The organism is Actinoplanes sp. NPDC048967, from assembly GCF_040649415.1.
Taxonomy (GTDB): Bacteria; Actinomycetota; Actinomycetes; order Mycobacteriales; family Micromonosporaceae; genus Actinoplanes.
On sequence record NZ_JBEZFL010000004.1, the window covers coordinates 170,150 to 187,347 of the forward strand.

Genomic DNA, 17,198 nt, shown 5'->3' on the forward strand with positions numbered 1-17,198 from the left:
CCGTCGCGTTAGGCGCTGCAGCGCCGCTGCGTCGTCGCGTTAGGCGCTGCAGCGCCGCTGCGTCGTCGCGTTGGGCACCGCAGCATCGTCGTATTGGGCGCCGCAAGCGTCGTCGCGTTCGGCGCGCAAGCGTCGTCGCGTTAAGCGCGCAAGCGTCGTCGCGTTAAGCGCGCAAGCGTCGTCGCGTCAGGCGCCGCGGCGTTTCCCCTAGCTGTCGCCGGGACGGTCAGCTCTGTTGGTAGGTGACAGCTACGATGCGGCAGCCAGCGTGCAGGAAGATGTAGTCCGCCCCCTCTCCCCAGCCCAGGTCGGCGCCGCCCACCAGGCCGACGTAGTCCATGGTCACAGCGCAGCTCGGGCACTGCGGATACTCCGCGTCCTGGATCCAGTCCGGGGCGCCACCCAGCGTCGAGCCGCCCTCGCTCCAGGCGCTGGCCAGCCGCGGACTCGCGCGGATCGGGCCCAGCTCGGGCAGCACCGGGGGCGGCTCTTCCGCGGAGGTACGGAGATAGTCGGGACGCTCGTTGCAAGCCGACCAGACCGCACCGCCGTCAGGGGTGACGTCGGTGAACAGCGTCGTGTAGTTGGTGCAGAGGAAGCAGGTGGTGACGCGCAGCCGGCCCGACCAGCCGGTGTGCGCAAGCGCCCGGGCGACGTCCGGATCCGCCGTATCAAGGTCAAGGACTGTCCAGATCGGCGACGCACACCACGGACAGACCAGGTCGCCGTCCGCCTCTGCCCTTTCGCCGTCCGCCTCCGGTGTGTCCACCATGTGGAGTTCATAGGCGACCGGGCCGTAAAGCTCGTGGTTCGTACCGTCCGGGCGAAGGTCCCAGCCGCCCTGGCGCGCATAGGCCAAGGCGTCGATGTGCAACCGCTCCATCCCCGGCGGTGGACTCTCCTGCCACCGCCGGAACGCGGCCGCGGCCGCCGCGGTGCGGGCCTCGGACAAGATCAGCAGTAGGTGACCGAGGCGCTCGTCGCCGCGGTCGATCCGCGCGATGACCTCTCGCACCGTCTCCTCATCCGCCGCCGCGAACAGAACAGAGGGCCAGAGCAGCCCGCGATCCAACAGCTCCCGCAGATGCGGACGTAGGGCCGCCGGGTCGGCCTTGGCGATCCGCTCCAGCTCGTCCACCGCCTCCCAGTCGTCGGTGGCGGCCCGGCCGATGAGTGTGATCATCGGCGGATCCTAGCCATCACCGAGGTACTTGAGCACCGCCAGGACGCGGCGGTGGTCGGTATCGGTCGGCGGCAGGTCGAGCTTCGCGAAGATGTTGCTGACGTACTTCTCGACCGCGCTGTGACTGACACCCAGCGAGTCGACGATGCCGTTGTTGGAACGCCCCTCCGCCATCAACCGCAACACCTCCAGCTCACGTGGCGTGAGCCGCTCCCGGAAGTCCGGCCGGCGGCGCACCATGAGCTGAGCGACCACCTCCGGGTCCAGGGCCGTGCCGCCCTCGGCGATCCGGCGCAGCGCGTCAAGGAAGTCACGGACCCGGGCAACCCTGTCCTTGAGCAGGTAACCGACCGAACTCGAAGCCGCCGACAGCAGATCGTTGGCGTACCGCTCCTCGACGTACTGCGACAGCACCAGAATGGCGATCTTCGGATATCGCTGGCGGATCGTCAGAGCCGCGCGGATGCCCTCATCGGTATGGGTGGGCGGCATGCGCACGTCGACGACCACCACCTCGGGCTCGTGCTCGGCCACCGCACGCAGGAGCTCCTCGCCGTCGCCCACGGCGGCCAGCACGTCGAAGCCGCCGTCGCTGAGCAATTTCGTCAGGCCGGCGCGCAACAGCACCGAATCCTCCGCAAGGATCAGCCGCACGGCAGAACCACCTCGAGGACGGTCGGCCCACCGACCGGGCTGCTCAAGGAGAGCTGCCCGTCGACGGACGCGGTTCGTTGGATGAGTCCCGCTATCCCTCCACCGGGCTTCGCGGTGGCGCCACCACGGCCCTCGTCGGCGACCTCGATACGCAATTCGCTCCCTAGGCGAGTCAATGTCACGGAGGCGGTCAGTGCTGAGGAGTGCTTGGCCACGTTCGTCAGGGCCTCCGAGACGACGAAGTAGGCGACCGCCTCGATCGACGCCGGGCAGCGCGGCTGCACCTGCACGGAGACGTGGATCGGGATCTTGGCCCGGGCGGCCAGTCCGGAGATGGCGGCGTCCAGACCACGGTCGTTGAGCACAGCCGGGTGCAGGCCCCGCACGAACTGCCGGAGCTCGCTGAGCGCCGTGAGCGCCTCGTCGTGCGCCGCCACGATCGCATCGGCCTCGGGTGAGGGCGCCGTGATCGCCTCCCGGGCAATGCCGAGATTCAGCGCCAGGGACAGCAACCGCTGCTGGGCGCCGTCGTGCAGATCGCGTTCGATGCGCCGGCGTTCCTCGTCGGTGGCGAGGACGATCGCCGCCCGGCTGCTGCGCAACCAGTCCACCCGTTGCTTGAGGATCTCGACGTTGGTGGGCCCGAGCAGGCGGTCGGCGGTCTGCCGATCGTGCCGCACGAAGCGCCGGGCCGCCGGCGGAGCAATGATCAGCACGGTTGCCGGGACCGCGATCAGCAAAGCCCAGGCGTGATACATCAGCTGGCGTCCCGTGCTGCGCAGCGTCCAGGCCGGCTCGGCGATGGTGATCTCCAGCAGTCGGCGGAACCGCAACCGGTGCAGCACGGCGATCTCGTGCACGAACCAGGCGAAGACCAGCGGTAAGGCCGGCACGGCGACGACGTAGAGGACGACGAGGAACGCGCCGCCGTCCGGCCCGGTGACGAGGCTGAGCAGCGCGGCCCCCCACAGGGTCACCAGCAGCCCGAACAGACCGGCAGCCAGCATCGACAGCGCGGCGCCGACCAGGAGATGGCAGATCGATCGCCCGGTCGTCACGCGGTCCGTCGGGAAGAAGCGGATGTCCACGCCGTCGACGGTAGGGATCGGGGACCGGCCTGACCATCCGGAAAACCCCGGGCGTGGGGTGAGGAAAACCCCACCCTCGGCAGCGCGCGCACCCCACTGACGCCGAACCGTCGTGCCGGAAGCCTGGGAGGCGACCACGGAAGGAGCCATCATGATCGAGGCAAAGGGCCTGACCAAGCGGTACGGCGCGAAGTGTGCGGTGGAGGACCTGACCTTCACGGTGCGGCCGGGCGTCGTCACGGGCTTCCTGGGGCCCAACGGCGCCGGCAAGTCCACGACGATGCGCATGATGCTGGGGCTGGACCGGCCGACCCGCGGCTCGGTGACGGTCAACGGCAAGCCGTACGCGGCCCATCGCACGCCGCTGCGGGAGGTCGGGGCGCTGCTGGACGCGCGGGCTGTGCATCCGGCGCGCAGCCCGTACCACCACCTGCTCGCCCTGGCGCAGTCCAACGGCCTGCCGCGAGCGCGGGTGCTGGACGTGATCGAGACGGTCGGCCTGGCCGACATCGCCAAGCGCCGCGCCGGCCGGTTCTCCCTCGGCATGGAGCAGCGGCTCGGCATCGCGACCGCGCTCCTGGGCGACCCGCACACGCTCATCCTCGACGAGCCGCTGAACGGCCTGGACACCGAGGGCATCCGCTGGGTCCGCGGCCTGCTGCGTGACCTCGCCGCGCGGGGGCGCACGGTGTTCGTCTCGTCCCACCTCATGACCGAGATGGCGCTGACCGCGGACCACGTGGTGGTGATCGGCAAGGGACGACTGGTCGCCGACACGAGTCTGGCGAGCCTCGTGGCCGATTCGGGTCACAGCTCACTCGAGGACGCGTTCGTCGACCTCACCAGCCCGGCCGTCGAGTTCCCCTCCCCGACCCGGAACGGGAGCCACCGATGAGCGTCATGCGCGCCGAGCTGACCAAGTTCCGCTCGGTCTCCTCCACCGCCTGGTCCCTGCTCAGCGCCCTTGCCCTGATCATCGGCTTCGGCATCCTGTACGCGATGGTCCGCGTCACCCGCCCACCGGCCGATCCCACGGGTTTCGACGCGGTGAGCGTGAGCCTGTCCGGAGTCCAGGTGGCCCAGCTCGCCGTGGGAGTCCTCGGGGTCCTGATGATCACGAACGAGTACACGAGCGGCCTGATCCGCACGACCTTCGCGGCCGTTCCGAGGCGCAGCCGGGTGCTCCGGGGCAAGGCAGCGGTTCTCTCGGTCGCGATCTTCACGCTGTGCCTGCCGGCCGTGTTCGGCGCTTTCCTGACCGGCCAGTCGGTGCTGTCGGCCGAGCACCTCGACGTCTCTCTCGGCGAGCCCGGGGTGGCACGAGCGGTCATCGGCGCAGCGCTCTATCTGACGGTGGTCGCAGTGATCGGGCTCGGCCTCGGCGCGGTTCTGCGTCGCACGGCCGGCGGTGTCGCGGCGGTCATCGGAATTCTGTTCGGACCGCAGATGCTGGCCGGCTTCCTGCCGGCGGGGCCGGCCGACGACATCTATCCCTGGCTGCCCTCCCCGGCCGGGCTGGCGATCACCTCGACGCGCCCCGACTCGACGCTGCTGTCCCCGTGGGCCGGATTCGCCGTCTTCGTGCTCTACGCAGCCGGTCTGCTCGCAGTGGCCGCATGGCGCCTCCGCCGCAGCGATGCCTGACCTCCTACCCCACCACCTGCTCACGACAGGAGTCCACTAATGCTGACCGTCGCCACCATCGTCACCGCGTTGTCCCTGACCGCCGGCCTCTCGGGGACCGCGCTCCCCACTGAACCTCGGATCAGCGCGGGCAACAGTCCAACACTCTTCTGGCATCCCTGTGCTGCCGGACCGGACGATACTGAGGGGCACGCCCTGGCCGATGCCGGTGTCGAGTGCGGCGACGTGACTGTGCCGCTGGACTATGCCGAGCCGCACGGCCGCACCATCACCGTGGCGATCGCCCGCAGCCGGGGCAGCGACACCGCGCACCACATCGGTCCCATGATCATCAACCTGGGTGGCCCTGCGTCGCCCGTGCTGGACAGCGTTCCGCTTGCCCGGGCTGCGATGGGCGCGACGGGCGAGCGCTTCGACCTGATCGGCATGGACCCTCGCTTCGCCGGTCGCAGCACTCCTGTCGACTGCCGATGGCCCGCCTATTGGCTGCCCCGCTCAGCCGGCGCCGACCGGGCGGGATTCGACGCGACGGTGGCCCTGGACCGTGACCTCGCCGGGCGCTGCGGCAGCGCGGAGGGGAAGCTGCTCCGGCATGCGTCCACTGCCAACATGGCTCGCGACATGGACCGGATCCGGGCCGCGGTCGGCGCGCCGAAGCTCTCCTACCTGGGCTACTCGCAGGGCTCCTATCTCGGCGCGGTCTACACCCAGCTTTTCCCCCGTCGAGCCGATCGGATGGTTCTGGACAGCGCTGTCGATCCGGCTTTGTCCGGAACACGCGTGCTGCGGAATGCCGCTGCCGGACGCGAGACCGGGCTGCGGGAGTGGGCTGCATGGGCTGCCGCGCGCGACGCCGACTATCACCTGGGCAAGACAGTCGAGGCGGTACTAGGCACCGTGCGCCGGATCCATGCGGCCTCAGCCCGGCGCCCGCTGACCGTTGGCGCGTACCGGGTGGACGACAGCCTGCTGCCCGCGTTGATCGTCACGCCGCTCACCGACGACACGGAGAACGGTGAGCTGGCGACCGTGGTGCTGATTCTCGCGCGGGCGGCCGACGGGCTGCCCGCCGAGCCCACCGAGGGCATGAGCGAGACGCTTGCGAGCCTGGTCGACGGGGTGGGGTCGGCGACCCACACCGCTCAGACCGCGATCCTCTGCGGTGACGCTGCCGTCGCGCGGGACCCGGAGGTCTACTGGCGGGACATTCAGCGGCACCGAGCCTCCTCACCACTGTTCGAGCCGCTCGCTCGCACGATCACGCCTTGCTCCTTCTGGCCGTACGCGCCGGCGGAGCGGCCGATCGACGTACACAACGGCACGTCCGCGCTGATCGTCCAGGCCGAGAAGGACGTCAACTCCCAGCTACCCGGCGCACGGGCGTTGCACCGGGCGCTGACCGGCTCGCGGATGATCGTGCTGGCCGGGGCGCGTACCCACGGCGTTTATCTGTTCCGGGGCGCGAGCTGCGTCGACGAGGCAGTTGACGCATACCTGGCCAGCGGCCGCCTGCCGGCCGGCGACACGACCTGTTCCGAGTGACCACGTCCGCCACCCCCGCGCGGGGGTGGCGGGCTCCCCGGCAGCGGGGCAGTCTGACCCAGATCAGCCTGAGGAGGAGAAATGGCGGCGACTGACGGTACGGCGGCGTTCCGCGAGGCCCGGGACTTCCTGCTGGAGCACGGCGAGGACTACGCAGAGGCGTACGCGCAGTTCGGCTGGCCGCAGCTCGGCGTGTTCAACTGGGCACTCGACTGGTTCGACGTGATCGCCGAGGGCAACGACAGCCCCGCCCTGTGGATCGTCGAGGAGGACGGCTCGGAGCAGCGCTACTCCTTCGCCGAGATGGCCGCCCGCTCCAACCAGGTCGCCACCTGGCTGCGGGAGCTCGGCGTCGCCCGCGGCGACCGGATCGTGATGATGCTCGGCAACCAGGTGGAGCTCTGGGACACCATCCTCGCGGTCATGAAGCTCGGTGCGGTCATCATCCCGGCGACGCCGCTGCTCGGTGCGGCCGACGCCCGGGACAGGGTGACCCGCGGCGGCGCGCAGCACGTCATTGCCCTCGCCTCGGCGGCTGAGCGGTTCGCTGACGTCGGTGCAGAGGTCACGCGCATCGCGGTCGGCTCGCCCACCGACGGCTGGCACGACTTCTCCGACGCCTACGCCGGCTCCACCGAGTTCACGCCGGACGGAGTCACGCAGTCCAGCGACACGCTGCTGCTCTACTTCACCTCCGGCACGACTGCGCGTCCCAAGCTGGTCGAGCACACGCACGCCTCGTACCCCGCGGGACATCTGTCCACGATGTACTGGATCGGTCTGCGGCCCGGCGACGTCCACCTCAACATCTCGTCGCCCGGCTGGGCGAAACACGCGTGGAGCAACGTGTTCGCCCCGTGGAACGCGCAGGCGTGCGTGTTCATCCACAACTACACGCGGTTCGACGCGCCGCGTCTGCTGCGCGAGATGCAGCGGTGCGGGGTGACGAGCTTCTGCGCGCCGCCGACGGTGTGGCGGATGCTGATCCAGTCCGACCTCACGGCACTGAAGAACCCGCCACGGCTGGTGGTCGGTGCCGGGGAACCGCTGAACCCCGAGGTCATCGAGCAGGTCCGGAAGGCCTGGGGCGTCACGATCCGCGACGGCTTCGGCCAGACCGAGACGACGGTCCAGATCGCGAACACCCCGGGCCAGAATGTACGGCCGGGATCGATGGGCCGCCCTGTCCCCGGCTACCAGGTGGCGCTGATCGACCCGCTGACGGGTGAGCATGCGGACGAGGGCGAGATCTGCCTGCGACTCGAGCCTCGCCCGCTGGGCCTGATGGTCGGCTATCACGGCGACGCCGAGCTGACGGCGCAGGCCATGGCGAACGGCTATTACCACACGGGCGACATCGGCTCCCGCGACGCGGACGGCTACATCACCTACGTCGGCCGCACCGATGACGTGTTCAAGGCGTCGGACTACCGCATCTCGCCCTTCGAACTGGAGAGCGTGCTGATCGAGCACGAGGCGGTCGTGGAGGCCGCCATCGTGCCGTCACCGGACGCACTGCGACTCAACGTGCCGAAGGCCTATGTGGTCCTGGCCGAGGGATGGGCGGCCAACGACGAGACCGCCCAAGCGATCTTTACGCATTGCCGCGCGCACCTGTCGCCCTACCAGCGGGTGCGACGGATGGAGTTCACCGAGCTGCCGAAGACGATCTCCGGCAAGATCCGGCGGGTTCAGCTCCGCGAGGCCGAACGCGCCAAGCATGCGTCGGCGGACGCAACGCCCGACGGCGAATATCTGGACCGCGGCTGACTCTGTGGCCACGGACGCGATGCAGGGGGACGGGAAACGGATCGCAGTGCGGATGGAGTCAGGCGTTGCGAATGCCGGCGGCGTCATGGAGGTCCAGGATCTCCACGGCCTGCTCTCGCATCTCCACCTTTCGCACTTTCCCGGTCACCGTCATCGGGAAGCCGTCCACCACATGCACATACCGCGGCACTTTGTAATGGGCGAGCTTTCCCCGGCAGAAGTCGCGGACCGCCTCAGCGGTCAGCGGCGTTGCCCCCGGGCGCATCACCACCCAGGCCATCAGTTCTTCGCCGTACCTCTGGTCCGGGACGCCGATCACCTGGACGTCCGACACGTCCGGGTGGGAGTAGAGGAACTCCTCCACCTCCCTCGGGTAGACGTTCTCGCCGCCCCGGATCACCAGGTCCTTGATCCGGCCGACGATGTTCACGTAGCCGTGCTCGTCCATCGTGGCCAGGTCTCCCGTGTGCATCCAGCGGGCCTCGTCGATCGCTTCCGCGGTCGCCTCCGCCTGATCCCAGTAACCGAGCATCACCGAGTAGCCGCGAGTGCACAGCTCCCCCGCCTCGCCGCGTGGCGTCGGCAGGCCCGTCGCCGGGTCGACCACCTTCGACTCCAGGTGCGGCATCACGCGGCCCACTGTTTCCGTACGGCGGTCCAGGCCGTCGTCGCGGCGGGTCATCGTCGAGACCGGCGAGGTTTCCGTCATGCCGTAACAGATCGCCACCTCGGTCATGTGCATCTCGGCCACCACCCGCTTCATCACCTCCACCGGGCACGGCGAGCCCGCCATGATCCCGGTGCGCAGCGACGACAGGTCGTACGCGGCGAAGTCGGGCAGGCCCAGTTCGGCGATGAACATGGTCGGTACGCCGTACAGAGACGTGCATTTCTCCTGGGTGACCGCGCGCAGCGAGGCCGCGGGGTCGAAGCCCTGAGCCGGCAGCACCATGCACGCACCGTGCGAGGTCGCCGCCAGGTTGCCCATCACCATCCCGAAGCAGTGGTAGAGCGGCACCGGGATGCAGATCCGGTCCTGCTCGGTGTAGCCGACCAACTCGCCGACGAAGAAGCCGTTGTTGAGGATGTTGTGGTGCGACAGCGTCGCGCCCTTCGGGAAGCCCGTCGTGCCGGACGTGTACTGGATGTTGATCGGGTCGTCGAAGGCCAGCGTCGCGGCTCGTTCCTCCAGCGAGCCGCCCTGGCCGGCGGCGATCAGGTCGTCCCAGTCCGGGGTGCCGATGAAGACCGTCTCGGTGAAGCCGATCTCGGCGATCATGCCGCGGTAGTCACTCGTCTTGAAAGCGACCGCGCTCATCAGCAGGCGCACGCCGGCCTGCCGGATCACATAGTCCAGCTCGTGGGTGCGGTACGCCGGGTTGATGTTCACCAGGATCGCGCCGATCTTCGCGGTCGCGTACTGCGTGATGACCCATTCCGCGCAGTTCGGCGCCCAGATCCCCACCCGGTCGCCCTTGTCGATGCCGCGGGCCAGCAGGCCACGGGCGACCTCGTTCACCGCGGCGTCGAACTCGGTGTAGGTCCAGCGGCGGCCGGCGGCCACATCCACCAGCGCCTCGCGGTCGCCGTGGGTCGCCACTGTGCGTTCGAGGTTCGCGCCGATCGTCTCGCCGAGCAGCGGCACGTCGGAGGTCCCGGAAGCATAGGAGAGCATTTCTGCAGCATGAGCCGCTCCCCGCGGCGGCGCCACCCCCGTTCAGGGGTGGACCGCGAACCCGGTCCGCGACATGCTGGTGACGTGCTCGAAACAGCCGATCTGTCCGCCGCGCTGGGCCGGGTCCGGCGGGTGACCGGGCTGCCGGTCGCGTTCGGCGGGGCGGTGGCCGCCGACGGCCGGGCCATGCGGCTGACCGACTTCGCGGGCACGGTGACCGGCGCGCTGCACGGGCTGGTGGTCAGCGCCGGAAACGGTCTCGGCGGGCGGGTCGTCAGCACGGCGCGGCCGGGCCGGGTCGAGGACTACGCCACCGACACACGGATCAGTCACGAGTACGACAAACCGGTCACCGCCGAGGGGTTGCGGGCGATCGCCGCGGTGCCGGTCGCGATGGGCGGTTCCGTCCTGGCGGTGCTGTACGCCGGCACGCGGGAGCCGCTGTCGGTGGGGACCCGGGCGCTCGACGCGATGAGCCAGGTGGCGGCGCGAATCGGCACCGAGGTGACCGTACGCCGGGAAGTGCAGCGCCGGATCGCCGAGCTGGAGACGACCGCGGCCCTGACCCGGGCGGCGCCGACCGCCCCGGAGTGGGAGGACGTCCGCCAGGCGCACGCCGACCTCCGCACGATCGCCCAAGAGGTCGATGACCCTGCGCTGCGGTCCCGGCTCCAGGACGTGTGCGCGCTGCTCGCCCAGTCCGGCGGCTCGGAGCGGTCGCCCAACCCGCTGTCGCCGCGGGAGCTCGACGTGCTGGCCATGGTCGCGGTGGGCTGTGGCAACGCGGAGGCCGCCCGGCGGCTCGGGCTCCTGCCGGAGACGGTCAAGAGCTATCTGCGCAACGCGATGCGCAAGCTGGGCACGCACGGCCGGATGGAGACGATCGTGACGGCCCGGCGGCTCGGCTTCCTGCCGTGAACAGCGGCACCAGGACTGGCCGAGCAGGCCTAGGGTCAGGAAAGTGAAGAGACCGACGATCGCCGATATCGCCCGCGAGGCCGGGGTCTCCAAGGGCGCCGTCTCCTACGCGTTGAACGACCGGCCCGGGGTCTCCGAGGACACCCGCGCCCGCATCCTCGCGATCGCCGACCGGATGGGCTTCCGGGCCAGCGCCGCCGCGCGGGCGCTCGCCGGGGCGCCCGCCAAGGTCGTCGGGCTCGCATTGCGGCGGCCGGCCAGCACGCTGGGTGTCGAGCCGTTCTTCATGGAGCTGGTCAGCGGGCTCGAGGCCGAGCTGTCCACCCGCTCGTACGCGTTGCTCCTGCAGATGGTCCCGGACGACGACCCGGCGGCCGAGATCGAGGTCTACCGGCAGTGGTGGATCGAGGGCCGGGTCGACGGGGTGCTGCTCTGTGACGTCCGCGCGGACGATCCACGGGTGCCGGCTGTGGCGGAGATCGGGCTGCCCGCCGTCGTCGTGGGGCCGCCTACCGAGGGTGAGCTGCTGCCGAGTCTCTGGTCCGACGACGCGGTATCGGTGACCGAGGCGGTCGAGCACCTGGCCGGGCTCGGTCACCGCCGGATCGCCCGGGTCGCCGGGATCCCCGAGCTGGCACACACCGGTGCCCGCAGCCGCGCCTTCGCCGAGACCTGCGAACGGCTGGGGATCACCGAGGCACCCCCGGTCTGGACCGACTACACCGGCGAGGCCGGCGCCCAGGCCACCCGCGACCTGCTGCACACCCGGCCGCGGCCGACGGCGATCGTGTACGACAACGACATCATGGCGATCGCCGGGCTGGCCACCGCGCAGGAACTGGGGTTCGCCGTGCCGGCCGAGCTGTCCATCGTCGCCTGGGACGATTCGCCGGTCTGCGGGCTCGTGCATCCGCCGCTGACCGCGCTCACCCGCGACATCGTCGCCTACGGCGAGAACGCGGCCCGGCTGCTGCTGGCGGTCATCGCGGGCGACGAGGTCGCCAGCCGGCTCGACGAGCCGGCCCATCTGGTCGCCCGCGCAAGCACAGCGCCGCCGCCGGCCACGGAAACGGCGACCAGCTGATACGGCCATCACTGATCGAGTCCGGCGGTGCGGGCGCAGGGCGAACGCGAAGCAGACGCCCCTCAGGCCGGCCCAGTACTCCGCCGCACCTCAAGACGCCCGCCCGCAGCCTGCACCGGCGCCCGCACATCCCCATCCAACGCCGCGAACAACTGAGCCACCGCCAGTCCCCCGTAAGCCGCAATATCCCGCCGAACAACCGTCAACGGCGGCCCCACCACCTGACAGAGCGGCGAATCCTCACAAGCCACGACCGACAGATCCCCCGGCACCGCCACCCCCAGCTCCCCCGCGACCCCCAGCCCAGCCACCGCCATAACGTCGTTGTCGTACACGATCGCGGTCGGCCGCGCCGATCCGCCCAGCAGCTCCCGGGTCCTTTCGGCCCCGGCCCGGCCCGTGTAATCGGCCCGCACGATCGTCAGCGTCATTCCCCGCTCAGCGCACGCCCGGGCCATCGCCTCGTCCCGGATCGCCGTGTGCACCATCCCCGCCGGCCCGCTGACCCGGGCCACCCGGACGTGGCCCAGCTCAGCCAGGTGCTGCACCAGTTCCAGCGTCCATCCCCGGTCGTCGCACCACGCCCCGGGCAGGCCGTCGTCCGGTGTGCTGGCGATCAGCGCCGCCGGCAGGCCCAGCCGGCGGACCGCCGCCAACCTGGGGTCGTCCACCCGGGGGTCGCAGATCAGCACGCCGTCGACCCGGCGTTCGGCGCTCCATCGGCGGTGGACCCGCGCTTCCTCCTCCAGGTCCGTCACCAGCTGCAGTGCCAGACCGAAGCCGCGGACGGCCAGTTCCTCCTGGATGCCGGCGATCAGCTGGCGGCGGAAGACCTCCACGGTCAGCGCCGCCGACGAGCGCAGCAGCACCAGCCCGATCGCGTGGGCGGCCGCCCCGTGCAAAGCCAGGGCCGGGCCGTTCGCGCGGTAGCCGAGTTCACGGGCGATGCCCAGGATGCGCTGGCGCAGGTCCGCGGAGACCCCGGGACGGCCGTTCAGCGCGTACGAGACGGCGATGCGGGACACGCCGGCACGCCGGGCGATGTCGGCCATCGTCGCTGCTCGCACGGCTTAGCGTAAACCCAGGTCCTATGCTCCAGCCATGATGCGTGTCGTGGTGCTGCCGGACGGGGTCCAGGTCGTCGAGGCGGCTGTCCCGGAGCCGGGACCGGGTGAGGCACAGCTGCGGATGGTGGTGGCCGGCGTGTGCGGCTCCGACACGCACGCCCTGCGGGGCCGGCATCCGAACGTTCATCCGCCGTACGCGCCCGGGCATGAGGTGGTCGGGGTGGTCACCGCGGTCGCCGCGGATGTGACCTCGGTCCGGGTCGGGCAGCGGGCCACGGTCGAGCCGGACCTGCCCTGCTGGGAGTGCAAGCAGTGCCGGGCCGGGCGGCAGAACCTGTGCGAGCGGCTCGGGTTCTTCGGCTGCGGGTCCGAGCAGGGCGGGATGGCCGACGTGTTCACCATCGACGCTCGGCGCCTGCATGGTGTGCCCGACGACTTCGACGATGCCACCGCGGCCCTGATCGAGCCGCTTTCCACTCCCGTGCACGCTCTCCGGCTGGCCGGCGGGGTTCGCGACCGGGCGGTGGCGATTCTCGGGGTGGGGACCATCGGTCTGCTGACTTTGAAGGTGGCGCGGGCGCAGGGCGCCCGGCGGATCGTCGTGACGGCGCGCTCGGCGGCCAGCCGCAAGCGGGCGCTGGTTTTCGGTGCGGACGCGGCCGTGGACGCGACGGCTGCGGACGCCGCCGATCAGGTACGGGCAGCGCTCGGCGAGAGCGCCGACGTGGTGTTCGACTGCGTGGCCGAGCAGTCGACGATGACGCAGTCTCTCGCGATCGCCGACAAGGGTGGCACTGTCGTGGTGGTCGGCGTGCCAGCCGGCGAGGTGACGATTCCGCTCGCGTTGCTGCAGGACAGCCAGTTGCGGATCCAGGGCAGTGCGACGTACCTGCCGGAGGACTACGCCGAGGCGATGGTGCTGCTGCGCGACGGCGTGGTGACGGCGGCCGATTTCGTGACGGCGGTCCGGCCGTTGAGTCAGGCCGCGGCGGCCTTCGCCGATGCCGAGAGCGGGGAGCACATCAAGGTGCTCGTCAAGTCTGGTTCGATCGGTGTCGACGTGGTGAGCTGAGCGGCATGACGGACTACGACATCGTCGTCGTGGGCAGTGGGTTCGGCGGGAGTGTCACCGCGTTGCGGCTGACCGAGAAGGGTTACCGGGTCGGCGTGCTCGAGGCCGGCCGGCGCTTCACCCCCGAGACGCTGCCCAGGACGTCCTGGGATCTGCGGGCGTTCCTCTGGGCGCCCGCGCTGGGCCTGCGCGGCATCCAGCGGATCACCCTGCTCAAGGACATCGTTGTGCTCTCCGCGGCGGGCGTCGGCGGCGGATCGCTGGTCTACGCGAACACGCTCTACCAGCCGCCGGCCGCGTTCTTCGCCGATCCGCGCTGGGCCGGCATCACCGACTGGGCCCGCGAGCTGGAACAGCACTACGCGCAGGCCTCCCGGATGCTGGGCGTCACCGTGCAACCGTCGATGACGCCGTCCGACGAGGTCATCCAGGCCGTCGCGCAGGACATGGGAGTCGGCGGCACTTTCCGGCGTACCCCGGTCGGGGTTTTCTTCGGTGAGCCCGGCCGGACCGTGCCGGATCCCTATTTCGGCGGGGCCGGGCCCGCCCGGACCGGGTGCACCGAGTGCGGTGACTGCATGATCGGGTGCCGGCTCGGGGCCAAGAACCGGCTCGACCTCAACTACCTCTACCTCGCCGAGCGGGCCGGCGCGGTCGTGCACCCGGACACCACCGTCTCGGCGTTGCGGCCCGCCGGCGACGGCTGGGAGCTGACCACCTCACAGGGCACCTTCACCGCGCGGGAGGTGGTGCTGTCGGCCGGCGCGCTCGGCACGCAGCGGCTGCTGCACGCCATGCGGGACACCGGTGTGCTGCCCGCGCTCTCCGACCGGCTCGGTGCGCTGACCCGGACCAACTCGGAGGCGCTGCTCGGCGCGCAGTCCGTGTCCGTACCGGAAAAGCCGTTCTCCCGCGGGGTGGCGATCACCTCGAGCTTCCACCCGGACGCCGAGACCCATATCGAGCCGGTCCGCTACGGGCCCGGCAGCAACGCGATGGGCCTGCTCACCACCCTGCTGGTGGACGGCGGCGGCCGCGTGCCGCGGCCGGTCCGCTTCCTCGGCCAGGCGCTGCGGCACCCGCGCACGCTGCTGCGGTCGCTGTCGAAGCGACGCTGGAGCGACCGGACCATCATCGCGCTGGTCATGCAGACCGTGGACAACTCTTTGACGGTACGGCGCACCAAGCGCGGCCGGCTCACCACCGGGCCCGGCCACGGACCGGTCAACCCGACCTGGATCCCCGTCGGTCACGAGGCGGTACGCCGGATGGCCGCCAAGATCGGTGGTCATCCCGGCGGCTCGGTGGGTGACGTCTTCGACATCCCGATGACCGCGCACATCCTCGGCGGCGTGACCATCGGCGACTCTCCCGCGACCGGCGTGGTCGACCCCTACCAGCGGGTGTACGGCTACCCCGGCCTGCACGTGGTGGACGGTTCGGTGATCCCGGCCAACCTCGGGGTGAACCCGTCGCTGACCATCACCGCGCTGGCTGAGCGGGCCCTGTCGCTGTGGCCCAACAAGGGTGAGGCGGATCCGCGGCCCGCTCTCGGCGCGGCTTACGAACGTGTCGAGCCCGTGGCACCCCGTTCCCCCGCGGTCCCGGCCCACGCCCCCGCGGCCCTGCGGATAACGCCGGCCGCCCCGCCGCCGGGTTGATCGGCGACGGGGCGGGGCTGCTGTGATGCTGGTGGGGGTCAGGCCCTGGTGCAGGCCGACCCGTTGAGGGTGAACGCGGACGGGCTGGCGAAGGAGCCGCTGTAGGTGCCCTGGAAGCCGAACGAGGTGCTGCCGCCGGCCGGGATGCTGCCGTTGTGGGCCGAGTTGCGGGCGGTCAGTGCGCCGCTGGTGCCCGACAGCGTGGCGTTCCACGCGTTGGTCACGGCCTGGCCGCTCGGGAGGGTGAAGCCGAGGGTCCAGCCGTTGAGCGCGCTGTTGCCGGTGTTGGCCACGGTCACGTTGGCCACGAAGCCGTTGCCCCACGAGTCGGCCGAGTAGGTGACCCGGCAGCCGGTGGTGCCGCCCGGCGGCGGGGTGGTCGGGTTGCCCGGGTTGCCGGGGTTGCTGCCGCCGCCGTTGACCGCGGCCGAGAAGTTCGTGACGGCCAGGCCGGTGCCGCCGATCCACGGCTCGAAGCCGGCCTGGATGCTGGTCAGGTACCACGAGCTGGTGATCGCGCCGCGGTTCTTCACGTCGTTGATGAAGTCCAGGACGCTGAAGTTCCAGCTGGAGATCGCCGACGGGGCCACGTACGAGATGACGTTGTTGGAGCCGTTGCTGCCCTGCCAGACCTGCCAGGTGCGCCCGCCGATGGTGGTGCTGCCCACGACCGAGCCGATCGGCTGGATCGAGCCCTGGCGGTTGAACCAGATCATGATCTCCATGGCGTTGACGCCGTCGCGCTTGGGCGTCGGGTCGAGCCAGATGTCGTACGCCGCGTCGTAGGTGGCGCCGGAGACGTAGTTGTAGCTGATGCTGCTGGTCGCGCTGCTGATCGAGCTGACCTGCATCGGCAGGTTGGTGCCGGGCGAGCAGTTCGTGTAGTGGCAGCCGACGAAGATGGCCGGGTAGGACACCGGCGCGCCACTGGTGCTGCCGACGCCCTGCTGACTGGTGATGGCGAAGCCGGTGCTGGTGACGTTGATGCACTGCTGGGCCGAGGTGCCCCAGCGGTTGTTCATCACGACGTAGCGGCCGCCGATGGTGGTGGAGCCGTACTGCTCGCAGATCTGCGTGTCGGCGCTCGCGGGACCGGCGACCACGAATGTCGTGATCGCGCCCGCGGCGAGCAGAGCGGCGGCCGTGACGGCCCGGATGACACGTCTCATGACTGCTCCTGGTGGTGGGGATGCCCCGGGGAGGGGGCGGCGTGGGAGCGCTCCCACGCAACGTACAACACATTGACAGGCGTGAGAAGTGTTGCGGAGAAGTTTCGTGAAGTTCTCCGCGCCGGCGGCCTGCCCGGCCCGGGTACGGCGGCCCAATGGCCGGCGGCACGGCGGCCCGGACTGGGAGAATGGGACGGATGATCTGCGCGACATGCAGGGCGGACAATTTGCACCCGTCGGCATGGCCGGACAGAATGAATACGCAGGAATTCTCATAGACAATGGCACCGTCCCGGGAGCAACCACATCATGGCCAAGCAGGTAATTACCCTTCTGACCGATGACCTCGACGGCGGCGAGGCCGACCGCACCGTCGAGTTCGGACTCGACGGTGTGAACTACACGATCGACCTGTCGGAGAAGAACGCCGGCAAGCTGCGTAAGGCGTTGGACCCCTACCTCGCGGTGGCGACGCGGGTCGGCCGGTCCGGTGTCGAGTCGCGTTCCGCCCGCCGCGGTGGCGCCCCGGCGAGCACCGGCCGCGCCAGCCGCGACCAGAATCAGGCCATTCGGGAGTGGGCCGGTAAGAACGGCTACGAGGTCTCCGAGCGGGGCCGCATCCCGAGTTCGATCGTCGAGGCGTACCACAGCAAGCGATAGCTCCCGCACGG

General features: G+C 70.5%; 15 protein-coding genes. 9 read left to right on the forward strand and 6 right to left on the reverse strand.

Annotated features, from left to right (window positions below; translation table 11 throughout):
* Positions 1–226: 226 nt before the first annotated feature.
* The 3 genes from AB0C12_RS18490 to AB0C12_RS18500 are packed head-to-tail and all read right to left on the reverse strand — an operon-like array spanning position 227 to position 2,925.
* Positions 227–1,183: a hypothetical protein gene (locus AB0C12_RS18490; RefSeq protein WP_360549403.1), complete on the reverse strand. Its 957-nt coding sequence runs from the start codon at positions 1,181–1,183 to the stop codon at positions 227–229.
* 9 nt (positions 1,184–1,192) lie between these two features.
* Positions 1,193–1,837 (reverse strand): response regulator transcription factor, encoded by a 645-nt coding sequence (locus AB0C12_RS18495; RefSeq protein WP_360549405.1) that lies wholly within the window; start codon positions 1,835–1,837, stop codon positions 1,193–1,195.
* Entirely contained in the window at positions 1,828–2,925 is a 1,098-nt protein-coding gene (locus AB0C12_RS18500; protein WP_360549407.1) for a histidine kinase, read from the reverse strand. Before AB0C12_RS18500 ends, AB0C12_RS18495 begins: the two co-directional genes overlap by 10 nt.
* A gap of 151 nt (positions 2,926–3,076) precedes the next feature.
* On the opposite strand from AB0C12_RS18500, the gene AB0C12_RS18505 reads away from it, so the two are divergent.
* From AB0C12_RS18505 to AB0C12_RS18520, 4 genes are all read left to right on the forward strand, one after another.
* The gene (locus tag AB0C12_RS18505) at positions 3,077–3,820 is read left to right on the forward strand and encodes an ATP-binding cassette domain-containing protein (RefSeq protein WP_360549409.1); all 744 of its coding nucleotides are present in this window, start codon (positions 3,077–3,079) and stop codon (positions 3,818–3,820) included.
* Positions 3,817–4,569, forward strand: a complete 753-nt coding sequence (locus AB0C12_RS18510) for an ABC transporter permease (protein ID WP_360549411.1) — start codon at positions 3,817–3,819, stop codon at positions 4,567–4,569. Before AB0C12_RS18505 ends, AB0C12_RS18510 begins: the two co-directional genes overlap by 4 nt.
* A 39-nt stretch (positions 4,570–4,608) precedes the next feature.
* Positions 4,609–6,111 carry an alpha/beta fold hydrolase gene (locus AB0C12_RS18515; protein ID WP_360549413.1) on the forward strand — a complete coding sequence of 501 codons (1,503 nt, stop codon included), beginning with the start codon at positions 4,609–4,611 and terminating at the stop codon, positions 6,109–6,111.
* An 81-nt stretch (positions 6,112–6,192) separates the two neighbouring features.
* Entirely contained in the window at positions 6,193–7,881 is a 1,689-nt protein-coding gene (locus AB0C12_RS18520; protein WP_360549415.1) for an AMP-binding protein, read from the forward strand.
* Positions 7,882–7,939: 58 nt separating this feature from the next.
* On the opposite strand, the gene AB0C12_RS18525 is transcribed toward AB0C12_RS18520, so the two are convergent.
* On the reverse strand, positions 7,940–9,556 hold the full coding sequence (locus tag AB0C12_RS18525) for an AMP-binding protein (RefSeq protein WP_360549417.1): 1,617 nt from the start codon (positions 9,554–9,556) through the stop codon (positions 7,940–7,942).
* 84 nt (positions 9,557–9,640) lie between these two features.
* On the opposite strand from AB0C12_RS18525, the gene AB0C12_RS18530 reads away from it, so the two are divergent.
* Complete coding sequence (locus AB0C12_RS18530) at positions 9,641–10,474, forward strand: LuxR C-terminal-related transcriptional regulator (protein ID WP_360549418.1); 834 nt, start codon at positions 9,641–9,643, stop codon at positions 10,472–10,474.
* A gap of 43 nt (positions 10,475–10,517) precedes the next feature.
* Complete coding sequence (locus AB0C12_RS18535) at positions 10,518–11,558, forward strand: LacI family DNA-binding transcriptional regulator (protein ID WP_360549420.1); 1,041 nt, start codon at positions 10,518–10,520, stop codon at positions 11,556–11,558.
* 62 nt (positions 11,559–11,620) lie between these two features.
* On the opposite strand, the gene AB0C12_RS18540 is transcribed toward AB0C12_RS18535, so the two are convergent.
* Positions 11,621–12,625, reverse strand: coding sequence for a LacI family DNA-binding transcriptional regulator (locus tag AB0C12_RS18540; protein WP_360549421.1), 1,005 nt, complete (start codon positions 12,623–12,625; stop codon positions 11,621–11,623).
* Between the two features lie 34 nt (positions 12,626–12,659).
* On the opposite strand from AB0C12_RS18540, the gene AB0C12_RS18545 reads away from it, so the two are divergent.
* Both AB0C12_RS18545 and AB0C12_RS18550 read left to right on the forward strand, forming a co-directional pair.
* Positions 12,660–13,697: a zinc-binding dehydrogenase gene (locus AB0C12_RS18545; RefSeq protein WP_360549423.1), complete on the forward strand. Its 1,038-nt coding sequence runs from the start codon at positions 12,660–12,662 to the stop codon at positions 13,695–13,697.
* Between the two features lie 5 nt (positions 13,698–13,702).
* The gene (locus AB0C12_RS18550; protein WP_360549425.1) at positions 13,703–15,358 is read left to right on the forward strand and encodes a GMC family oxidoreductase; all 1,656 of its coding nucleotides are present in this window, start codon (positions 13,703–13,705) and stop codon (positions 15,356–15,358) included.
* Between the two features lie 38 nt (positions 15,359–15,396).
* Here AB0C12_RS18550 and AB0C12_RS18555 read toward each other — a convergent pair whose 3' ends face one another.
* The gene (locus AB0C12_RS18555) at positions 15,397–16,527 is read right to left on the reverse strand and encodes a cellulose binding domain-containing protein (RefSeq protein ID WP_360549427.1); all 1,131 of its coding nucleotides are present in this window, start codon (positions 16,525–16,527) and stop codon (positions 15,397–15,399) included.
* A gap of 309 nt (positions 16,528–16,836) precedes the next feature.
* Here AB0C12_RS18555 and AB0C12_RS18560 point away from each other — a divergent pair, with 309 nt between their 5' ends.
* Entirely contained in the window at positions 16,837–17,187 is a 351-nt protein-coding gene (locus tag AB0C12_RS18560) for an Lsr2 family protein (protein ID WP_360549429.1), read from the forward strand.
* Positions 17,188–17,198: the final 11 nt, after the last annotated feature.